Here is a 20155-nt window from a genome sequence, read left to right as displayed (position 1 = left end):
GCTTAACGCCGTATTACATTTTATAATACGGCGGTGTTTTATTTATTCAATTGTAGTAAATCCCATTTTGTACCATATAAGTCTTCAAAAACCACTACGGTGCCATAGGGTTCTACTCTAGGCTCTTCCTTAAATATAACGTCTTTAGAAAGCATTAAATTATAATCCCGCCAAAAGTCATTGGTGTGCAAAAATAGAAACACACGACCACCCGTTTGATTGCCAATAGCGCTAATTTGTTCGGGTGTTGTGGCTTTAGCAAGTAGTAAATTAGCTCCTTTAGAACTGGCAGCGTTTGAATTAGCCCCGTTTGAATTTGGAGGTGAAATTAACACCCAGCGTTTACCTCCTCCTAAGTTAGTATCCTCTACTAACTCAAAGTTAAGCTTTTGAGTATAAAACTTAATTGCCTCGTCATAGTCCTTAACAACTAATGCAATGCTGCCGATATGCTGTTGAACGCTAGTTATGTTTAGCTCACTCCGTACTATTAAATAAATGTGCTTTTTATCATATTTCGTAAACGATCACGTAGGGTATATGCCCGCAGTATGTAACTTAGTTATGGGTATAAATTAAACAGTATCAATCTACTTTAAATCGATTTTTAGTACTAAGTGCATAAAGTGTTTATCTGTGTAATTCACCAGCACGTTCAGGTTGATAGGTTACTTCTTTTATTTTCACCTTTATTAAGCCACCACTCGGTTTAGACCACTCAATTTCATCGCCTTGGTTTAGCCTGTAGTGGTACAGTGATTTTGGCCACCCATTAAGAAAGAAATGTTATGCTAATAAGCATACAAATTTGGGTGAAAAAATGACGAAATTAAAACGCGCAACGTATTCAGCGGCAATCAAATTAGAAACAGCTCAGCTTGTAGTCGACCAAGGTTATACGCAAGAAGAGGAATTGTTCAGGGAGTCGGACATCAAGAGAGCGTGGTGAATTCAATAGGTCAATGCAACACCTTATAATTGATTATTAATTAGGTTGTTATGACTGACTTATCAAAACGTGGTTTAAGTGATATTGAAAAGCTGAAAGCATGGTTCTTATGGCGTGAAGGTAAAACGCTTAGCGAAATAGGCTTGACGCTTGATAGGCATGCTGGTTCTATATTCGGTGTACTTAAATTAAAAGGTGGAATATCGCCAGTGCAACGAAAACGTCGATTATCGTTTCTTTCTTTAGAAGAGCGAGAAGATATATCAAGAGGTTTAGCTTCAGGCTTATCTATCAGGGCAATAGCTCGTAATGTAGAAAAGGCAGCGTCAACAGTAAGCCGTGAAATCAAACGCAATGGTGGTATTGCCAAATACCGTGCAGTTACGGCTGATAAAAATGCGCTAGAGCGAGCATTAAGGCCAAAGCAATGTAAATTGCAAAAAGGTAATCCACTTAGCGATTTGGTTGAATCTAAGCTACTAGATGACTGGTCACCAGAGCAAATTTCTGGCTGGTTAAAAATAAAACACCCAGCATCATCTGAAATGCATATCTCACATGAGACTATTTATAAAACGTTATTTATCCCATCACGCTATATTTTCGAAAAAGCAGTCCTTAGCTATCTTCGCTCAAAACGTAAGTTGAGGCATGGTAAACGCTCAACAAATAAGGGAATTTATAAAGGTATTATTGATGCTAAAACAATTCATGAAAGGCCTCATGAAATTGAAACACGAGAAACTCTAGGTCACTGGGAGGGCGATTTAATATCAGGAAGTAGCAACTCACATATAGCAACATTGGTTGATCGAAAAACACGGTATACAGCTTTGGTACAAGTTAATGGTAAGGATACTAAAAATGTAGTAAATGCACTTATTCTGAAATTTAATGGTTTACCAAAGGCACTTAAAAACACACTAACGTGGGATCGGGGAATGGAATTAGCAGACCATAAAAGATTTACTAAAAATACGAATACAGATGTTTACTTTTGTGACCCGAGTAGTCCGTGGCAAAGGGGAACAAATGAAAATACAAATCGCCTATTAAGGCAGTACTTTCCCAAAAAGACAAGCCTACATGGCTTTGACCAACGTTATTTAGATAAAATCGCTAATAAACTAAATAATCGACCAAGAAGAATATTAAACTATTTAACTCCTAATGATATGATTAAAAACCATGTTGCACTGACCACTTGATATCACCACCGCTCTCTTGATGTCCGACTCCCTGAACAATTCTCATTAATTGAGAAATTGAATCAACGAGAGCGTTATCCAATTAGTGTGCTATGTAGTGTATTCAATGTGCATCGCAGCAGCTATAAGTACTGGGCCATACGGGATACAACGCCGACACCTGAGCAAGTAAGGTTAGAGGCTGAAGTAAAAGCAATACATGCGATGAGTGGTGGTTCAGCAGGGGCACGGACAATCGCAGCGATAGCAACGAACAATGATTTTGAATTGAGCCGTTATCGTGCAGCTAAGCTAATGGTTAAATTAAAGCTCGAAAGCTGCCAAGTACCTCAACATTCATATAAACGTGGTGGTAATGAACACCTTGAAATCCCAAACCTGCTTGATAGACAGTTTGATGTTGTTGAGCCTGATACCGTGTGGTGCGGTGATGTGACGTATATTTGGACGGGCAATCGCTGGGCTTATTTAGCCGTCGTTATTGATTTATTTGCACGCAAAGTGGTTGGCTGGGCAATGTCGTTATCACCAGATACTAATTTAACGCTAAAAGCGCTTGAACTCGCGTATGAAAGCAGAGGAAAACCGACAGGACTGATGTTTCACTCTGACCAAGGTAGTCATTATACAAGTTTAAAATATCGCCAACGTTTATGGCGCTATAAAATCACACAAAGTATGAGTAGACGTGGAAATTGTTGGGATAATGCGCCAATGGAGCGATTTTTTAGAAGTTTTAAGACAGAATGGATGCCAAAGGTTGGATATGGAAATTTTATAGACGCTAAATATAGCGTGAGTGATTACATAAATGGATATTACAATAATGCTAGGAGCTGTTGATCTTTGGTGGTTGAATTTACAGCAGCATAAATGCCAAACATACGCTGCCCAAAGGGTTCTACCTAGGGGCAATTAACTCTTTGTTGCTCGGTTTTTACTTAGCCCACTCGATTACAAACCTCGCGCCGCGATTTAATCGCCCCTAGATTGAACAAATTTCAATCCACAAAGATCAACACGCCCTAGCCATAATGAATATCTTAAGAAAACTAGCCACTCGAATTACAGCTTATCGTTAAAAGTAGGCATCAATACGTTAATGTTAGTTGCTAACTTTTTGTTTTAAGGGCGTTATTAACTGCTGTTACTCTCATCTCTATTAACGTCAAAGATAGTTAGGATTAGAATAGATACTCTAAGGTAATTTCCTCCCCCCTCTTGCTTGCCTTGAGCAAAATTTAAGTATTTAGATTCATTACTCTAACGTACTAGATTAAATGTTGTTAATTAGCTAGGGATATGTTTTTATATCAAAAGATAATTGTCTAATCCCTATAATAGATATAAACATTTTCGAACGATTAAAGATAAATAGAAGTTTTTTATAAAAGCTTTTAACTGATTATTTGAATTACAGAATCAATAACAGGGGACGGATATCCAAAATTGGCAAAACAATATATTTCAATTAACTAAGGATAGTTATGCAAGCTTCAAGTATTTTCAACGGTTATATCGGATCACACTTATGTTACCATCTCGGGAAAAGTGGAATCTTTGATCTTTTCAACGATGCCGAAAAAATTGACATAAAAACCCTCACGGATAATAAAAATAACGAACAAAAATCAAGCCTGTTTAAATCCTTAATTGACTATAGCCTTAAGTTTGGACTTTTTGAGCAAGATCAGCATGAAAAGTTATCGTTAACGACATTGGGTAAAGATTTAAAAAAAAACGTAGGCTTTTTTACTTGGGCTGTGGGCGGTTATGGTGATTTCATCAAAAACTTTACTTCGATAAATCCAGACAATGGCGAATCTTTTTACTCAATGGTCGACGGTGGTGATGTGGCACTGGGTTCGCGCCAAGCCAATCGTGCTTTTATGTGGGATACGGTGGTCGCTGAATTTGACCAACAAGATATCAAAAACATTGTTGATTTAGGCAGTGGTAATGCAGGTGCATTGATTAATGTCTGTAAGGTTTTTGACGGTGTTAATGGTATTGGTATCGACATTAGCAGTAAAGCGATTGTTGAAGCCAACGAAAACATTTTAAACAATGATATGCAACAGCGCATCACGGTGCACAATCAAAACGTATTAGACGCTATTGATGACCCTGCACTGGGCGAAAAATTTGACCAAGTCGATACAGTAATGTCTTTTATGATGATGCACGATTTGTTTAACGCCCAAGACCCAGTCAAAGTATTGCGTAAGCTGCGGACTACCTTCCCAAATGCAAACACTTTTTTCATCGCTGACACCTTTTTGTCAGATGAGCAGCAGCTTGACGCCGATACACCGATTTTCAGTTATGGTTTTGAGTATGTGCATCATTTTATGAACATTAAATTGTTCAACAAAGAAGACTATGAGCAGTACTTTGTTGAGGCCGGGTTTGAAATCACTAAGGTGAAATATCTTAATGTGCCAAATACCTATTTATACGTTTTAAAATAGGGGCAATATTATGAGTAATCATCAGTTTTATAGTGATTTACCAATATTCAAAGAGGTTGAGGGCCATACTCGCTCGGTGCCGTTTTTTCTTTGCCAAGAGATGTTTGGTGGTATGCCCTTTGAGCTGGCCGGTGGCGATATTTCTCAATTGGTTGATGTGCCTGTGGCCAGCCCTCATTGTCATGAGGTTGATGAGATTTATTTTTTAATCTCGGCCAAACCCGCTGATGCGATCATTGATGTAACCATTGACGGGGAGGTGAAAACTTATGTTTCACCAAGTGTCATACATGTGCCAGCAGGTAAAGAGCATCAATTTATCACCAAAAAAGCCAGTAGTGGCAGTTTTTGCTTTGGTATTTTGTACGGTAAAGAAGGAAGCCAGTAAATGACTAAATTAACCACCTTTAACGCCAGCGATAATCATGTGCAAAATCGTTTGCATCTAAACGAAACCAACAGTGATAAATTGCAAGTTTTAGATTCGTTATTTTTGGACGAGTTTAAAAAAATCAGTACCTACCCCGATCCAAGCAATGCTGAATTAATCAACACCTTGGCAGAGTTTTATCATGTGCCAAAAGACATGCTAATACTGGGTAACGGTGTCGACGAAATAGTGTTATTGATGTGTCTAACCTTTTTAAAAGGTGGGAAGTCGAGTTTAATTGCTGAGCAAACTTTTCCTGGTTATGAAACTTCAACCATAGTGGTGGGCGGCAAAAACATTAAAGTGCCTTTGGTGAATTTAAAATGTAACCTAGAGCGCTTTAAAGATGGTATCAATGATGATGTGGCGGTAGCATTTTTATGTAATCCTCATAACCCAACAGGTTCGCTGATGAGGATCAATGAGGTAGAGCAGTTTATTGAGGTGATGAACCAAAACAACATTATTCCGATCATTGATGAAGCGTACATTCAATTTGCTGATGAACAAAAACACTCGGTTTTGCAAAAAATAGCCAACGGTGCCAATGCGATAGTGCTTAGAACGTTTTCTAAAGCTTATGGTTTGGCCGGATTGCGGGTGGGTTTTGCCATGGGACCTAAAGCATTAATCGACCTAGTCGCACAGTCGGCGTTGGCTTTGCCTTTTAGGGTGAACCGATTTGCCCAACGTTTGGCTGGTGAAGTATTATCATTGGGCACGCTAGAGAAAACAGTGCAAGAAGTGAATGGTTTGATGGCACAGTTGACGGCTCAACTGAGCCAAAACAACATCGAATTTGTGCCTTCATCTACCAATTTCATGTGCTTTAAACCGCACCATGGCACCGAGCAATTGATGGCTAGGGCGAATCATTTGGGCACTCAGGTTCGCGACTGCACGGCTTTTGGTTTATCTGGCTGGATCCGAGCATCGATTTGCAGCCAGCAAGATTTACACAATTTGTTAAATTTGCTCAGCATTGTGCCCGTTGAGGCTAAAGACGAAGAACTACTTCAAACCTGTGAGTAATGCCACCTTTAATTTACGCTTTAAGCAAATTTTAGTTACCGCTATACCGCATATGTTGTTGATGATGTCGCAAAGTTTGATCAGCATCGTCGACATGCTCATTGTGGGCAATATTGGCGTGACTGCGATTGCGGCTGTTGGTTTGTGTGGCTTTATATTTGCAGTGCTCACCAGCGGTGTTACCGGCATTATGATCAGCGTGCAGTCTGTTGTTGGCAAAAAAATCGGCGAAGGAAAACCGCAAAGTACAGTGAATGCATTGCATGGCGCTTTGCTTGTTGCCATTGTAGTTGGTTCAGTCATTACGTGCAGCTTATTTTTTATCCCTTGGTTTATCTATTTGTTGATCGATGATCCGCTGTTGGCCAGTAACAGTATCGAATATCTTCAAGCCCTGGTGTTGGCTGCACCTGCTATAGGCGTGGTTAGGGCCTTTCGGGGTTATTTTGCTGGCATCGGAAAAAATCGATTCAGCTTGATGGTCATTTTGTCTATTTATACGGCAAATATTTTGATCAGCTACAGTTTGGTGTCGCTTGGTTTTGGCATCAAAGGAGCTGGATTGGGCACTGCCATATCGTTTTATATTGGCGTTTTGTTATTTTTGGCTTGTGGTTTTTTAGTCGATAAACAGTATCGTTTTTTTAAGCGGGTATCGATCACAGTTCATTTCAAAGAGATCGCTAAGTTGTCATTTTATGCCGGTTTTCAACAACTTTTTTTCTCCGCAGGATTTGCTGTCATGTTTATCATTGCCAGTCAAATCGGTGCTCAATCACTGGCTATTGTTACGGTGCTGAACAATTTGATGCTGTTTAGTGTGATGCCGTTGATTGGATTAGGTCTGGCGTCTGCAACATTTGTCAGTTATTCGTTAGGTGCAAAGCAAAACGGTGAGGCAAAAAAATGGGGCAATACAGCTCTGGCAGTCGGTTTAACCTTATGTGCACTGCAATTATTGATATTATTGATACCACAGCAAGTGCTGACATTATTTTTAAAAGATTCGGCTTTGGTTGAGAAAGTGCTTGGATTATTTCAACTCACTGTTATTTTTATCTTTTTTGAAGCTTTTGCACAAATTTTGAAATTTGCGATGTTTGGAGCAGGTTATAATCGTCGAATTGCTAGGGTAACTATCGCTTTACAATGGCTATTGTTTATCCCTGGGGTTTATTACCTTTGTATCGTGAAAAATCAGCACATTGACGTACTTTGGTTTTGCTTTTTAGCTTATAGAGCCATCGAGGCACTATTGATAGCCCTGATGTGGCAAGGTGAAAAATGGTTTTTTGATAGCACAAAACAGGCTGACATCGCCAAATAGCCTCTGAATTAATTATTAAAGGATTATCTAATGAACATACTCATTATTAACTTCGAATCGTTGTCAGCAAACCCTGTTTCACAATGGTTGGCACAGCACAATTGTTACATGATCACCACTGAATATTCGCTCAAAAATATTACCCCGGATGCTGCAAGCAGCTATAAGCATATTGTTGGTATTGATAGTGCTGATAATGATGATTTGATTTATTATTTTGCCGAAAAGCTCAATAGTAATGTTAAATTTGATTATGTAATCGGCATTCGCGAGTTTGACCTTTTACCTGCGGCTTATTTACGCAAGCAATGGGGTTTACCTGGTGCGTCTTTAGCGTCTACTATGGCTTATCGCGATAAAGGGCTAATGAAAACCCTGTTACGTGATAATAATATTGATGTTCCAGCGTTTTCTGTGATCGACAATACTTTGGATTTGACCAATTTCATTAATACCAACCAATACCCAGTATTGATTAAGCCTAGGGCATCAAAAAGCTCAAGAGGAATTTCGGTGTTAAGGGATGAACAGGATTTATATCAAAGGCTTAAAGTAGGTTTGAAACGATCGTCAGAAGACTTAATTAATTTAATGGTCGAAGAATTTATTGATGGTCCAATGTACCATATTGATGGTTTGGTGATCGACGGTGAGATCCGCTTTATTTGGCCTTCACTGTATGTGACCAATTGTAGCGGATTCCCTGACGGCGAGCATATTGCCAGTTGCATGTTGGCATCAAACGACCCATTGCTTGAGTCACTCAATCGTTATGTCAGCGATTGTATTGATGTATTGCCCTCGCCTGAAAACTTTGCTTTTCATGCCGAGGTGTTTCACTGTAGTGATGGTTCATTAAAGTTATGTGAAATCGCTGCCCGTGCTGGAGGTGGTCCGGTGATGACAGCCATTGAAAATGTGTTTGGTATCAACATAAAAGAAATTGCTTTTAAAGCGTCTATTGGTCAAAAAGAACCCCAGATACTTGATCATGTGATTGTTGAACCAGAGCAATTTTGCGGTTGGATCATCATTCCAAATAAAGTCAGTAATACTTATGTTGATCACTTGCCGAGAAAATGTCCTTTTGAACAGGTGAAAAACTTTAATGTATTCGCCAGCAACGGCGATTATTTTGATGACGAGCGGTGTGTATTAGCCGAAATTGCTATTACTGGGGCTAGCACGGAAGAAGTCAAAAACACCATTGAAAAAACTATGGATTGGTTTAATTCGACGGTACAGTGGAAGTCGAGTATGTGATTTTTTTAAGCATGCTACACCAAAGAAGTTAGTATTAAATCAAGGGTAAAAATTCATTCTAAATAAAGTTTAACCGTATAAAAAACCATATCAAAGTGAATGAAAACCATGATGGTTTTTGATTATAAATGGAATCTTCTTTATGCTGCTTTTATCCTTAAATCTAGATGTTTTAAATGTCTCCTTTCATACACACCGAACCCGAGGAGCCAAACCTCCGGTAATCCACCCATTAAAAAGCGTACACCTACATAAAGCCAAACACTGCTCGCTATAATATTCCACGTATTAATGCAGGGATAATTATTAAGCTTCGTATGATACACAAGGTTGCAATAGCAATTAAAGCGGTTCTAGTAAGTACTATGTTACGCACTAAGCCAATTGCTGATAAGGCAAATACAGTACAGGCAAACATTAGTCCAGCTATTGCAATACTACCTAAAGGCGCAAGGAATGTACCTTGCTGTGATGATTCTATTATTTGTATTGGGGCGCGAGCAAATATAAACCAACGAGTGCCACCCCATATACAAAGTAAATGCCATACAGCGGCTGCAGATGCAATAACTCCTGCGCTTAATAAAGATTTTGCTTTTATATTTAACAGCACTTTATCTCACTAATTATTAAGCTGTAATAAATCCCATTTTGTACCATATAGGTCTTCAAAAACCACTACGGTGCCATAGGGTTCTACTCTAGGCTCTTCGTTAAATGTAACGCCTTTAGAAAGCATTAAATTATAATCTCTCCAAAAGTCATTGGTATGCAAAAATAAAAACACGCGACCACCCGTTTGATTACCAATAGCGCTAATCTGTTCAGGTGTTGTGGCTTTAGCAAGCAGTAAATTAGTCCTGCTCGAATTAGTCCCATTTGAACAAGCCCCGTTCGAGTTAGGAGGTGAAATTAACACCCAGCGTTTACCCTCTCCTAAATCAGTATCCTCGACTAACTCAAAGTTGAGCTTTTGGGTATAAAACTCAATTGCCTCGTCGTAGTCCTTAACAACTAATGCAATACTGCTTATATGCTGTTGAACGTTAGCCATATTTGGTTTACTCCGTACTATTAAATAAATGTGCTTTTTATCATATTTAACCTGAACTCTGGTTAAGAGATTTACCAACGTATTGAATTATAGTGATATTTAAATTTATTTTCTCTAGCCAGAAATTTTCAGTGAAAACAAGACGAACTTACGCGTCAATAGCTGGCCTATTGCAAGTAAATTCAACGCAGTGAGCGCTGAAAATAGCTGCTTGAGATAGATTTATTATCCAGAGTTCAGGTTGTTTAGTAAGCGATTACGCAGGGTATATGCCCGCAGTATGTAACTTAGTTATAGGTATAAATTAAACAGTATCAATCTGCTTTATAATAAAAAGCAAAACCCAGCCGAGGCTGGGTTTACTTTAAGTCGAGTTTTAGCGCTAAGTGCATAAAGTGTTTATCTGTGTAATTCACCAGCACGTTCTGGTTGATAGGTTACTTCTTTTATTTTTACCTTTATTAAGCCGCCACTCGGTTTAGGCCACTCAATTTCATCGCCTTGGTTTAGCCCAAGTAATGCGCTACCCACAGGTGATAATATCGATATTTTATCGCCGCTAGAGTCACTGTTCTTTGGATACACCAAGGTTAACGTAAATTCTTCTTTAGAAGACTCAACAATAAAGTTTACAGTTGAGTTCATCGTTACGACTGACGATGGCATATTTTTAGGTTCGACTATTGTTGCTCGTGCCAGTTCAGCTTCCAATTCTTCTTTATTAGCAAAGCTACCTGTAGGTAGTGATTCCATTAAGTCATACAATCTATCTGCATCGAGTGATGAGATGATTAGTTCAGGTTTTTTATTCATCTTAATATCCTTAATAATTTTTAATAAATAAAATTAACTCTGAGTATGGCTTGGCATGCATTTAAGAAGCAAAGGGATACGCGAAGTCATTTTATTAATTAGCCACACCTGTGGCTTTTACTTTATTTGTGCCCAATAGCTAAAAACCCAGCCGAAGCTGGGTTTTTATTTGAGCTAGGTGTTTAGGGGATGATTACATCATTCCGCCCATACCACCCATTCCGCCCATGCCACCCATATCAGCGCCACTAGCTTCATCTTTTGGGATTTCAGCTACCATTGCTTCAGTAGTGATCATTAGACCCGCAATAGACCCTGCAAATTGTAATGCAGAGCGTGTTACTTTAGTTGGATCTAGGATACCCATTTCAATCATGTCGTTGTATTCGCCAGTTGCTGCGTTGTAACCAAAGTTACCGTCGCCGCCTTTAACTGCGTTAATTACAACAGATGCTTCTTCGCCAGCGTTAGTTACGATTTGACGAAGTGGCGCTTCCATCGCACGAAGTGCAACTTTAATACCGTGGTTTTGATCTTCGTTGTCGCCAACTAAATCTACCAGCTTGCTAGCTGCACGTACAAGTGCAACGCCGCCGCCAGGTACTACGCCTTCTTCAACCGCTGCACGAGTTGCATTTAATGCATCTTCAACACGGTCTTTTTTCTCTTTCATTTCCATTTCAGTAGCAGCACCTACTTTGATTACTGCAACACCGCCAGCTAATTTAGCCATGCGCTCTTGTAGTTTCTCTTTATCGTAGTCTGATGTTGCTTCTTCGATTTGTGCTTTAATTTGTGAAACACGACCGCTAATACCCGCTTCTTCACCAGCGCCATCAATGATTGTTGTATCATCTTTAGTAATAATTACGCGCTTAGCTGTACCTAGGTCTTCAACTGTTGCTTTTTCAAGCTCTAAGCCGATTTCTTCAGAAATTACAGTACCGCCAGTTAATACAGCGATATCTTGTAGCATTGCTTTACGACGGTCGCCAAAACCAGGTGCTTTAACAGCTGATACTTTAACAATACCGCGCATGTTATTAACTACTAATGTAGCTAGTGCTTCGCCTTCAAGGTCTTCTGCGATAATTAGTAGTGGTTTGCTTGCTTTAGCAACTGCTTCTAATGTTGGTAATAATTCGCGGATGTTAGATATTTTTTTATCTACAAGTAGAATAAATGGGTTATCTAGTTCAACAGTGCCTTTTTCTGGGCTGTTGATAAAGTAAGGAGATAAGTAACCACGGTCAAACTGCATGCCTTCAACAACATCTAGTTCGTTTTCAAGTGATTGACCTTCTTCTACAGTAATAACACCACTGTTACGGCCTACTTTTTCCATTGCTTGTGCAATGATATCGCCAATCTCTTTATCAGAGTTAGCTGAAATAGTACCTACTTGTGCAATGGCTTTAGTATCAGAACAAGGAACAGATAACGCTTTAAGCTCTGCAACAGCAGCAATAACTGCTTTGTCGATGCCGCGCTTAAGGTCCATTGGGTTCATGCCCGCTGCAACCGCTTTAAGGCCTTCGTTAACAATAGACTGTGCAAGTACTGTAGCGGTAGTTGTACCATCGCCTGCTGCATCATTTGCTTTAGATGCAACTTCTTTAACCATTTGTGCGCCCATGTTTTCAAACTTGTCTTCAAGTTCGATTTCTTTTGCTACAGATACACCATCTTTAGTGATAACTGGAGAGCCAAACGATTTGTCTAGTACAACGTTACGGCCTTTAGGACCTAATGTAACTTTTACTGCGTTTGCTAGGATGTTTACGCCAGTTAGCATTTTAGCGCGTGCGTCACCTGCAAAAAGTACTTCTTTTGCTGCCATGTTTTAAATTCCTCTAAATTCTTAAATGTTTATAAACGAAAAGTAGGTTTAGCCTACAATGCCTAAAATATTATCTTCACGCATGATCAGGTACTCTTGACCTTCGATCTTTTCAACTTTTTCAACATATGAGCCAAATAACACAGTGTCACCGGCTTTAACTTCTAACGCTCTCACGTCACCGTTTTCTAAAACGCGACCATTACCTACGGCTATAACTTCTCCGCGAGTTGACTTCTCAGCTGCAGAGCCAGTTAATACAATACCGCCAGCAGATTTTGTTTCTTCTTCTAGACGTTTAACGATTACGCGATCTTGTAAAGGACGAATGTTCATGTTTTTAGTTCTCCTAACAGTTTCTGAACAGTACAGAAAAAAGCTTTTCTAATTTGCATTCATTAATGGGGGTAGAGTGAAAAATTCCAAGAGAAAAAACGATAAATTTTTAATCTTTTCGCTCATATTCACCATCAATAGTTGTTGGCTGGTCCATTTGCTGCTGTTCACGTGTTGAATGCGGTTGTTGAGCAAATGGCGACGGCCCTTGTTTCATACTTGCGCTCATTCTAACAGTTGCTTGGCTAGCAAGGCCTGCAGCCAATTTGTTACGAATAGCAGGGGTTAGTAATAGTAGTCCAAATACGTCAGTCATAATGCCTGGGGTAAGTAATAATACGCCCGCAATTACAACGCATATTCCGGTAAATAATTCTTTAGCTGGCATTTGCCCTTGCGCCATTTGCGTTTGCACATTCTGCAATGCGCCCATGCCTTGTGTCTTCACCATTTTGGCACCTAAAATAGCGGTAATAACAACCAGTGCAATTGTTGCAAATCCGCCAATTACGTCGCTTACTTGAATCAGTAAGGCGATTTCGATAATAGGGATGATGATAAACAACACAAATAAAAATCTAAACATAACGCTCTCTAAATAATGACACTCAAAAGAGTTGATGAAATATAAATGAGGGTGACGAGGTCTCTTTTCAAGGTTAGGGCATCGCTATAGTTATTTTACTGTTATTTTAGCGTCTACACATTGTACCCTCTATCAGATACTATGAAGCTAGACACTGTCAAATAAGTAAGGTTCATAATGACTACGCAATTTAAACTGATTTTTACGACCTGCAAAGACGAAGCCGAGGCACGTATGCTCGCAAGGGCGTTAGTAGAGAAAAAACTCGCTGCTTGCGTAAATATCTTACCTAATGTGGGAGCTATTTATATGTGGGAAGGTGAAATAGCAGAAGCAATAGAAGCTAAATTACTTATAAAAACGAAATCAGACAAGATGAACGATGTGTTTTTAACCATAAAAGCAATGCACAGTTACGAAGTGCCAGAGATACAAGTTATTGATGTTGCAACCGGAAACTTAGCCTATTTTAATTGGATGGATGAGGTATTAAATTAATGCGTTTTTTCTTTTTATTGTTGGTAACTTTATTAGTTGTGCCTGTAAAGGCTGCGACTAATAATGTGCTTGGTAATTTATTAGGACCTCCTCAACATACTTTTTTGCCTGTAGAGAAAGCGTTTGTATTTGATTTCGACCAGCAAGGCAATACCTTGTTTGTGGGCTGGGATATAGCACCAGATTATTACCTGTATAAAAAGAAAATAGAAATCATTGCCAAAGGCGCAAACATTCAAGTGGGTGACTCTGGTAGTGGCGAAATTATTGAAGATGAATTTTTTGGTAAAACAGCAGTCTTTTTTAACGCTGTAAGTGTAATAAGTAAATTAAGTAATGTTACCGACGGTGCCGTAGTTAAAGTGCGTTACCAAGGCTGTGCTAAAGCCGGGCTTTGTTATCCGCCAGAAGTTATTAGCATTCCACTTAGTGTAATTAGTGGCGCACAGGTCAAAAATGTAGATCGAAATAGCGCTTCTGGTGAAGCCGCAACAGCGCAAAGTACGTTTGCAGCACTCAATGAGCCTGCCACTGAACCTACAACAAATTCTGGTGATACCGAAAAAGAACTTACTTTTACTGAGCAATTAGCAAGTCAGAGCTTAATAACTAATTTACTCATATTTTTTGTCGTTGGTGTTGGCCTTGCTTTTACGCCGTGCGTATTTCCAATGTTCCCTATTTTGTCGAGCTTAATTGCGGGTCAGCAAAACCTTTCAACTAAAAAAGCATTTGCGTTATCGTTTGTATATATACAAGGCATGGCAGTTACCTATGCAGCGCTTGGTTTAGTTGTTGCTGTTCTTGGTGGGCAAGTGCAGGGATATTTACAGCATCCATTTGTGTTAATCAGCTTTAGTTTATTGTTTGTATTATTGGCTATGTCGATGTTTGGCTGGTACGAAATAAAACTGCCAAGCAGTATGATGAATAAACTCACTCAGGTAAGTAATAATCAAAAAGGCGGCAACTATGTTGGCGTATTTTTAATGGGTATACTTTCGGGATTGATTGCATCACCTTGCACTACGGCGCCACTGTCGGCTGCACTGTTATTTGTAGCGCAAAGTGGCGATTACCTAGTAGGTGGTTTAACGCTGTACGTGCTCAGTTTGGGTATGGGATTACCATTGTTATTACTCGGTACATCTGGCGGTAAATTGCTGCCTAAAGCGGGTGGTTGGATGGAGCAAGTTAAAACCTTATTTGGTTTTGTAATGTTAATAGTGCCGCTTATATTACTTGAGCGACTAATCAGCGCTGACATTATATTATTAATGGCAGGTGTGCTTGCATTAGCAACAGCACTGTACTTACATCATTGGCAAAGTAGCCAAACACAAAGCAAGTTCAAAACTGCATTATGGTTTGCTGCAACTCTATTAGTTATTACAGGCTTTACGTTAACTAAAAACTACTTTTGGCCAGTACAAGTACAAACAGTACAGGTAAGCTCACAAAATAATGAGTTTAAACAGGTTGCTGATTTAGCAGAATTAAAAGAAGCAGTTGCACAAGCAAACGACGAAGGTCGAATGGTTATGGTCGATTTATATGCCGATTGGTGTGTGGCGTGTAAAGAGTTTGAGCATTACACCTTTCCAGATGCCAAAGTGCAAAGTGAGTTTAGCCATTATCAGCTTATTCAAATTGACTTAACTGAAAGTGATAATAAAACAATTGAGCTAATGGAAGAGTACACGGTGTTCGGTTTACCGAGTATTTTGTTTTTTAACACCCAAGGTAAAGAGCTAAGTACACAACGTGTAACGGGCTTTTTAAATGCTGAGGATTTTGCTAAACACCTCGCTACAGTGCGCGCTAGCGCACAATAATAGTGCAATAACGCCACTTGATTTAATCAAGTGGCGGATTCTGATTTCCTTCCTGATTTATTCCTATAGCACTGATTAGACCAGTATTTTGCTGCTATTTACGTCGAAATCACTATAATAGTTGGTTAACGTGAGAAATTGTTGCTACATTACTTTTTTTACTTACTTAAAAGTGAAAAATTAGTTAGTAACCGCTTAACTCATTACTTATAGGATATATCGCGTATTATGACTGCAAAATTTAACCTTTTAGTTATAAATGGTCCAAATTTAAACATGCTGGGCAAACGTGAACCGGATAAATACGGTTTTCAGACGCTCAGTGAGATTATGAACGAACTAACCAGTGCAGCTGATAGTCTAGATGTTAAGTTAACGCATTTTCAAAGTAATAGTGAGCAAGCACTCATTGAACGAATACACGATGCTTGGCAAGCGGTTGATTGCATAATAATTAACCCAGCTGCATTTACGCATACTAGCGTCGCATTACGTGATGCACTGTTAAGTGTTGATATTCCGTTTTTTGAGGTGCATTTAAGTAATGTGCACGCACGTGAAGCGTTTCGCCATCATTCGTATTTTTCTGATGTGGCACAGGGCGTGGTATGTGGATTAGGCGCAATGGGTTATCACGCAGCATTAAATGCAGCAGTTAACCGGTTGCAAAATACAATTTAATTTAAATTAACACACAAACTAACTAATAGGCGGGTCGTGTAATGGATATTCGCAAGATAAAGAAGTTGATCGAATTAGTAGAAGAATCAGGTATCGCTGAGCTGGAAATTACTGAAGGTGAAGAATCAGTACGTATTAATCGTAACAATATGAGCGCAGGCCCAGGTTACCCGCAATTTGCTCCACAGCAATATGCACCAGCGCCAGTAGCCCCAGTTGCAGCGGCTCCTATTGCAGTTGAAGCAGCACCAGCAGAACCTACGGGTCATCAGGTTAAATCACCAATGGTTGGCTCTTTTTATGCAGCGGCCTCTCCAGAAGCGCCAGCGTATGTAGAAGTAGGTCAGCAAGTTAAAGTTGGCGATACACTTTGTATCATCGAAGCTATGAAAATGATGAATCAAATTGAATCAGACAAAGCAGGTACAGTAAGAGCTATTTTAGCTGAAAATGGCGAGCCAATTGAATTTGATCAACCTCTATTCATAATTGAATAATAGCGTAACGTAAAAGGCCAACTCTAATGTTAGATAAAGTAGTCATTGCAAACCGAGGTGAAATTGCACTTCGTATATTGCGCGCCTGCAAAGAGCTTGGGATCAAAACGGTTGCTGTGCATTCAACGGCGGATCGCGATCTTAAGCATGTATTGCTTGCAGATGAAACCATCTGTATTGGTAGACCAGCAGCCACTGAAAGTTATTTAGATATTCCGCGCATTATTGCAGCGGCAGAAATAACTGATGCGGTCGCTATTCATCCAGGTTACGGTTTTCTTGCAGAAAACGCCGATTTTGCCGACCAAGTTGAGCAAAGTGGCTTTGTATTTATCGGTCCTACAGGCGACACTATTCGCCTTATGGGTGATAAAGTATCTGCTATCGCAGCAATGCGTAAAGCAGGCGTTCCATGTGTGCCAGGATCTGACGGTCCGGTATCAGATGATAAAGAACGCAACATGCAAATTGCTAAACGCATTGGTTACCCAGTAATCATCAAAGCCGCTGGTGGCGGTGGTGGTCGTGGTATGCGCGTTGTTCGCAGCGAAGCTGAACTTATTGATTCAATAGCCTTAACACAGCAAGAAGCTAAGCAGTTCTTTGGCAATGGTATGGTTTACATGGAGAAATTCCTTGAAAACCCACGTCATATTGAAGTTCAAGTATTAGCGGATGGCCAAGGTAATGCAGTACATTTAGGTGAACGTGATTGCTCAATGCAACGTCGTCACCAAAAAGTAGTTGAAGAAGCGCCAGCGCCAGGTATTACAGCTGAAACACGTAAATTTATTGGTGAACGCTGTACACGTGCATGTATAGAAATTGGATACCGTGGTGCAGGTACGTTTGAGTTTTTATACGAAAACGGCGAGTTTTACTTCATTGAAATGAATACACGTATTCAGGTTGAACACCCTGTAACTGAAATGGTTACTGGTATCGACTTAATCAAAGAACAATTAAAGATTGCTGCGGGTCAGCCTTTATCGTTCACTCAAGACGACGTTGTTATTCGCGGTCATGCTATTGAGTGTCGTATTAATGCTGAAGATCCAGAAACGTTTATTCCGTCACCGGGTAAAATTACACGTTTTCATCCAGCTGGTGGGTTAGGTATTCGTTGGGACAGCCATATTTACGCTGACTACACGGTTCCACCACATTACGATTCTATGATTGGTAAGTTAATTACTTACGGTGAAAACCGTGACGTAGCCATTGCCCGTGCGCGCAATGCACTTAATGAACTTGTTATTGACGGAATTAAAACTAATACTCCTCTGCATAAGAGAATTCTTGCAGATGAGAACTTCCAAAATGGTGGTACGAACATCCACTATCTTGAGAAAAAACTAGGATTATAATTCTAGCGTTTTAAAGAACCGGCTTAGGCCGGTTTTTTTATGCCTGAAACTGCAATTTATCGCCTTAAATAAATATTCTGGTATGATTAGCAAACATACGCTTTTAAGTGAATTTTTGAGGTAGTAATGACGCGTAGTTTTGAATCACACCTAAATGATGAAGTAGCCACAGTCGCCATGGGAAACCAAGTTGCGGCTATTATAGAACAAGGTGCGGTGATTTATTTACACGGCGACTTAGGGGCTGGTAAAACAACCTTTACCCGTGGCGTTGTGCAAGGCTTTGGCCATGCAGGTAAGGTTAAAAGTCCGACATATACATTAGTAGAACCTTATGAGCTTGAACGAGCAAATGTTTATCATTTTGATTTATACCGTTTAGGCGATCCAGAAGAGCTCGAATACATGGGAATACGAGACTATTTTTCGGCAGATGCAATTTGTGTTGTTGAATGGCCTGAGAAGGGTGGCGAATTTATTCCTGTGCCTGATTTAGATATTACCCTAAGCTATGTGGGTAACGAACGTAAAATTGTTATTAATAGTGCGAGTGATCGCGGTATAGCAATTGTCGAAAAACTAAATAAAAAACAATAAAATAGTGAAGGCAGTAATTATCAAATGAGTCGAGCTGTAGTTAAACTCTTTATTTACCTTATGGTTATTACCATAAGCCTGCCGCTGTGGGCGAAAAATACTATTAATAGCGTACGTGTATGGCCATCTCCAGACAGTACGCGTGTGGTGTTTGATTTAAATGACAAGCCCGACTTTAGTTATTTTATGCTAAAAAATCCTAGTCGTTTGGTGGTGGATTTAGAAAACACCAACGAGTTAAAAATACTGCCAGGTGTCCCCCCAAAACACCAAATAGTAAGTAAGTTACGCTACTCAAAACCAAAAAATAAACAAAGTGTCCGGTTAGTTTTTGAGTTAAATGCCGCAGTGAAACCTGTGGTATTTGCGCTTGCGCCTACTGGGCCTTATAAAAATAGATTAGTTGTTGATTTATATAGTAAAAATAAAAGTACAGCTGTTACATCATCGACACAAATTGCGGCTAAAAATCGCCAGTTAAGCCAAGAGCGCGATATTGTTATTGCGATTGACGCAGGTCATGGTGGCGAAGATCCTGGCTCCATCGGTCCATCAGGCACGTACGAAAAAACGGTCACACTACAAATCGCTAAACGCTTAGAACGTATGATTGATTCTGAGCAAGGAATGATTTCGCGCATGGTCCGAAGCGGCGACTATTTTGTAAAGCTCAACACTCGTACAAATCGTGCTCGTGAGAAAAAAGCCGACTTTTTTGTTTCTATTCATGCAGATGCATTTTCAAGCCCAGGTCCAAATGGTGCCTCCGTGTGGGTATTGTCGCTCAGGCGAGCAAACTCAGAAGTTGGTAAGTGGATTGAGGATCAAGAAAAACATTCAGAGCTATTAGGTGGTGCGGCCGATGTAATGAAAGATGCGGCTAACGAAAAGTACTTAGCGCAAGCATTGCTTGATATGTCGATGGATCACTCAATGAAAACAGGTTTGAGCGTGGCTGAAGTGATGGTAAAAGAGTTACGCAAAGTGGCGAAACTGCACAAAAAAGATCCACAACATGCGAGCTTTTCAGTATTAAAATCGCCAGATATTCCTTCTATTTTGGTGGAAACAGGGTTTATATCTAATCCACGAGAAGAAAAACTGCTTAAAAGTGCGAATCATCAAGAGCGTTTAGCTAAAGCGATATTTACTGCGATTAAAACTTACTATTTAAAAAATCCACCTGATGATTCTTTATTTGCCAAATTAAAGTCGCAGTATCCGACTAAGCATAAAGTGCGCCCAGGGGAGTCTTTAAGTATGTTGGCAAGTCGCTATGGCATTACAGTCAGTAAATTAAAGCAAGTTAACAAACTAAGCTCTAATACTTTATTTATTGGTCAAGAGCTCGATATACCGCAAAGTTAGACC

Annotated in this window: 20 protein-coding genes and 1 pseudogene; 14 read left to right on the top strand and 7 right to left on the bottom strand. The window is 39.7% G+C overall.

The features are described from left to right. Positions 1-38: 38 nt before the first annotated feature. Positions 39-470 carry a VOC family protein gene (locus tag PALI_RS03970; protein ID WP_193155042.1) on the bottom strand — a complete coding sequence of 144 codons (432 nt, stop codon included), beginning with the start codon at positions 468-470 and terminating at the stop codon, positions 39-41. 529 nt (positions 471-999) lie between these two features. Here PALI_RS03970 and PALI_RS03965 point away from each other — a divergent pair. The 7 genes and pseudogenes from PALI_RS03965 to PALI_RS03935 all read left to right on the top strand — a co-directional run bounded on the left by PALI_RS03965 (position 1000) and on the right by PALI_RS03935 (position 8680). After that, positions 1000-2157, top strand: a complete 1158-nt coding sequence (locus PALI_RS03965; RefSeq protein WP_193154361.1) for an IS30 family transposase — start codon at positions 1000-1002, stop codon at positions 2155-2157. 6 nt (positions 2158-2163) lie between these two features. Further along, positions 2164-2991: pseudogene (locus PALI_RS03960) on the top strand (IS3 family transposase); the annotation flags it as partial. 653 nt (positions 2992-3644) lie between these two features. Beyond that, entirely contained in the window at positions 3645-4628 is a 984-nt protein-coding gene (locus PALI_RS03955; RefSeq protein WP_193154984.1) for a class I SAM-dependent methyltransferase, read from the top strand. Between the two features lie 10 nt (positions 4629-4638). Then, positions 4639-5016 (top strand): cupin domain-containing protein, encoded by a 378-nt coding sequence (locus PALI_RS03950; RefSeq protein ID WP_077536759.1) that lies wholly within the window; start codon positions 4639-4641, stop codon positions 5014-5016. Beyond that, the gene (locus PALI_RS03945; protein WP_077536760.1) at positions 5017-6090 is read left to right on the top strand and encodes a pyridoxal phosphate-dependent aminotransferase; all 1074 of its coding nucleotides are present in this window, start codon (positions 5017-5019) and stop codon (positions 6088-6090) included. It abuts the gene before it with no gap. Then, positions 6083-7417: an MATE family efflux transporter gene (locus tag PALI_RS03940; protein WP_193154983.1), complete on the top strand. Its 1335-nt coding sequence runs from the start codon at positions 6083-6085 to the stop codon at positions 7415-7417. The genes PALI_RS03945 and PALI_RS03940 overlap by 8 nt, the downstream gene beginning before the upstream one ends. Before the next feature lie 30 nt (positions 7418-7447). Continuing rightward, entirely contained in the window at positions 7448-8680 is a 1233-nt protein-coding gene (locus tag PALI_RS03935; RefSeq protein ID WP_193154982.1) for an ATP-grasp domain-containing protein, read from the top strand. A gap of 271 nt (positions 8681-8951) precedes the next feature. Here the strand turns inward: PALI_RS03935 and PALI_RS03930 are convergent, their stop codons facing one another. The 6 genes from PALI_RS03930 to PALI_RS03905 all read right to left on the bottom strand — a co-directional run bounded on the left by PALI_RS03930 (position 8952) and on the right by PALI_RS03905 (position 13309). Further along, positions 8952-9293 (bottom strand): hypothetical protein, encoded by a 342-nt coding sequence (locus PALI_RS03930; protein ID WP_226894484.1) that lies wholly within the window; start codon positions 9291-9293, stop codon positions 8952-8954. A 9-nt stretch (positions 9294-9302) separates the two neighbouring features. Then, positions 9303-9734 (bottom strand): VOC family protein, encoded by a 432-nt coding sequence (locus PALI_RS03925; RefSeq protein WP_193154981.1) that lies wholly within the window; start codon positions 9732-9734, stop codon positions 9303-9305. A gap of 399 nt (positions 9735-10133) precedes the next feature. Next, the gene (gene rnk, locus PALI_RS03920; RefSeq protein ID WP_193154980.1) at positions 10134-10547 is read right to left on the bottom strand and encodes a nucleoside diphosphate kinase regulator; all 414 of its coding nucleotides are present in this window, start codon (positions 10545-10547) and stop codon (positions 10134-10136) included. 193 nt (positions 10548-10740) lie between these two features. Then, positions 10741-12387 carry a chaperonin GroEL gene (gene groL / locus PALI_RS03915; protein WP_193154979.1) on the bottom strand — a complete coding sequence of 549 codons (1647 nt, stop codon included), beginning with the start codon at positions 12385-12387 and terminating at the stop codon, positions 10741-10743. Positions 12388-12435: 48 nt separating this feature from the next. Continuing rightward, entirely contained in the window at positions 12436-12723 is a 288-nt protein-coding gene (locus PALI_RS03910) for a co-chaperone GroES (protein ID WP_077536773.1), read from the bottom strand. A gap of 109 nt (positions 12724-12832) precedes the next feature. Next, positions 12833-13309, bottom strand: a complete 477-nt coding sequence (locus tag PALI_RS03905; RefSeq protein ID WP_193154978.1) for an FxsA family protein — start codon at positions 13307-13309, stop codon at positions 12833-12835. Between the two features lie 177 nt (positions 13310-13486). Between PALI_RS03905 and cutA the strand changes: the two genes are divergently transcribed. The 7 genes from cutA (at position 13487) to PALI_RS03870 (ending at position 20152) form a co-directional block, all read left to right on the top strand. Continuing rightward, positions 13487-13807: a divalent-cation tolerance protein CutA gene (gene cutA, locus PALI_RS03900; protein WP_193154977.1), complete on the top strand. Its 321-nt coding sequence runs from the start codon at positions 13487-13489 to the stop codon at positions 13805-13807. Further along, entirely contained in the window at positions 13807-15642 is a 1836-nt protein-coding gene (locus PALI_RS03895) for a protein-disulfide reductase DsbD (RefSeq protein WP_193154976.1), read from the top strand. Before cutA ends, PALI_RS03895 begins: the two co-directional genes overlap by 1 nt. 228 nt (positions 15643-15870) lie before the next feature. Then, positions 15871-16323, top strand: a complete 453-nt coding sequence (aroQ, locus tag PALI_RS03890) for a type II 3-dehydroquinate dehydratase (protein WP_077536777.1) — start codon at positions 15871-15873, stop codon at positions 16321-16323. 41 nt (positions 16324-16364) lie between these two features. Beyond that, complete coding sequence (gene accB / locus PALI_RS03885) at positions 16365-16820, top strand: acetyl-CoA carboxylase biotin carboxyl carrier protein (RefSeq protein WP_193154975.1); 456 nt, start codon at positions 16365-16367, stop codon at positions 16818-16820. Positions 16821-16846: 26 nt separating this feature from the next. Continuing rightward, positions 16847-18187 (top strand): acetyl-CoA carboxylase biotin carboxylase subunit, encoded by a 1341-nt coding sequence (gene accC, locus PALI_RS03880; RefSeq protein WP_077536779.1) that lies wholly within the window; start codon positions 16847-16849, stop codon positions 18185-18187. Between the two features lie 126 nt (positions 18188-18313). Continuing rightward, positions 18314-18784, top strand: coding sequence for a tRNA (adenosine(37)-N6)-threonylcarbamoyltransferase complex ATPase subunit type 1 TsaE (tsaE, locus tag PALI_RS03875; protein ID WP_182702969.1), 471 nt, complete (start codon positions 18314-18316; stop codon positions 18782-18784). Between the two features lie 24 nt (positions 18785-18808). Continuing rightward, complete coding sequence (locus PALI_RS03870) at positions 18809-20152, top strand: N-acetylmuramoyl-L-alanine amidase (RefSeq protein ID WP_193154974.1); 1344 nt, start codon at positions 18809-18811, stop codon at positions 20150-20152. Positions 20153-20155 lie beyond the last annotated feature (3 nt).

The organism is Pseudoalteromonas aliena SW19 (assembly GCF_014905615.1).
In the GTDB taxonomy this organism is placed as follows: Bacteria; Pseudomonadota; Gammaproteobacteria; order Enterobacterales; family Alteromonadaceae; genus Pseudoalteromonas; species Pseudoalteromonas aliena.
This window is presented reverse-complemented; position numbering and strand designations above follow the sequence as displayed.

Bases quoted from the DNA above. Each gene is read 5' to 3' on its own strand.
- accB (WP_193154975.1), top strand. From the start codon at position 16,365: ATGGATATTCGCAAGATAAAGAAGTTGATCGAATTAGTAGAAGAATCA.
- PALI_RS03895 (WP_193154976.1), top strand. From the start codon at position 13,807: ATGCGTTTTTTCTTTTTATTGTTGGTAACTTTATTAGTTGTGCCTGTA.
- PALI_RS03950 (WP_077536759.1), top strand. From the start codon at position 4,639: ATGAGTAATCATCAGTTTTATAGTGATTTACCAATATTCAAAGAGGTT.
- PALI_RS03905 (WP_193154978.1), bottom strand. From the start codon at position 13,309: ATGTTTAGATTTTTATTTGTGTTGTTTATCATCATCCCTATTATCGAA.
- cutA (WP_193154977.1), top strand. From the start codon at position 13,487: ATGACTACGCAATTTAAACTGATTTTTACGACCTGCAAAGACGAAGCC.
- PALI_RS03925 (WP_193154981.1), bottom strand. From the start codon at position 9,734: ATGGCTAACGTTCAACAGCATATAAGCAGTATTGCATTAGTTGTTAAG.
- aroQ (WP_077536777.1), top strand. From the start codon at position 15,871: ATGACTGCAAAATTTAACCTTTTAGTTATAAATGGTCCAAATTTAAAC.
- accC (WP_077536779.1), top strand. From the start codon at position 16,847: ATGTTAGATAAAGTAGTCATTGCAAACCGAGGTGAAATTGCACTTCGT.
- tsaE (WP_182702969.1), top strand. From the start codon at position 18,314: ATGACGCGTAGTTTTGAATCACACCTAAATGATGAAGTAGCCACAGTC.
- PALI_RS03955 (WP_193154984.1), top strand. From the start codon at position 3,645: ATGCAAGCTTCAAGTATTTTCAACGGTTATATCGGATCACACTTATGT.
- PALI_RS03945 (WP_077536760.1), top strand. From the start codon at position 5,017: ATGACTAAATTAACCACCTTTAACGCCAGCGATAATCATGTGCAAAAT.
- PALI_RS03910 (WP_077536773.1), bottom strand. From the start codon at position 12,723: ATGAACATTCGTCCTTTACAAGATCGCGTAATCGTTAAACGTCTAGAA.
- PALI_RS03870 (WP_193154974.1), top strand. From the start codon at position 18,809: ATGAGTCGAGCTGTAGTTAAACTCTTTATTTACCTTATGGTTATTACC.
- groL (WP_193154979.1), bottom strand. From the start codon at position 12,387: ATGGCAGCAAAAGAAGTACTTTTTGCAGGTGACGCACGCGCTAAAATG.
- rnk (WP_193154980.1), bottom strand. From the start codon at position 10,547: ATGAATAAAAAACCTGAACTAATCATCTCATCACTCGATGCAGATAGA.
- PALI_RS03935 (WP_193154982.1), top strand. From the start codon at position 7,448: ATGAACATACTCATTATTAACTTCGAATCGTTGTCAGCAAACCCTGTT.
- PALI_RS03965 (WP_193154361.1), top strand. From the start codon at position 1,000: ATGACTGACTTATCAAAACGTGGTTTAAGTGATATTGAAAAGCTGAAA.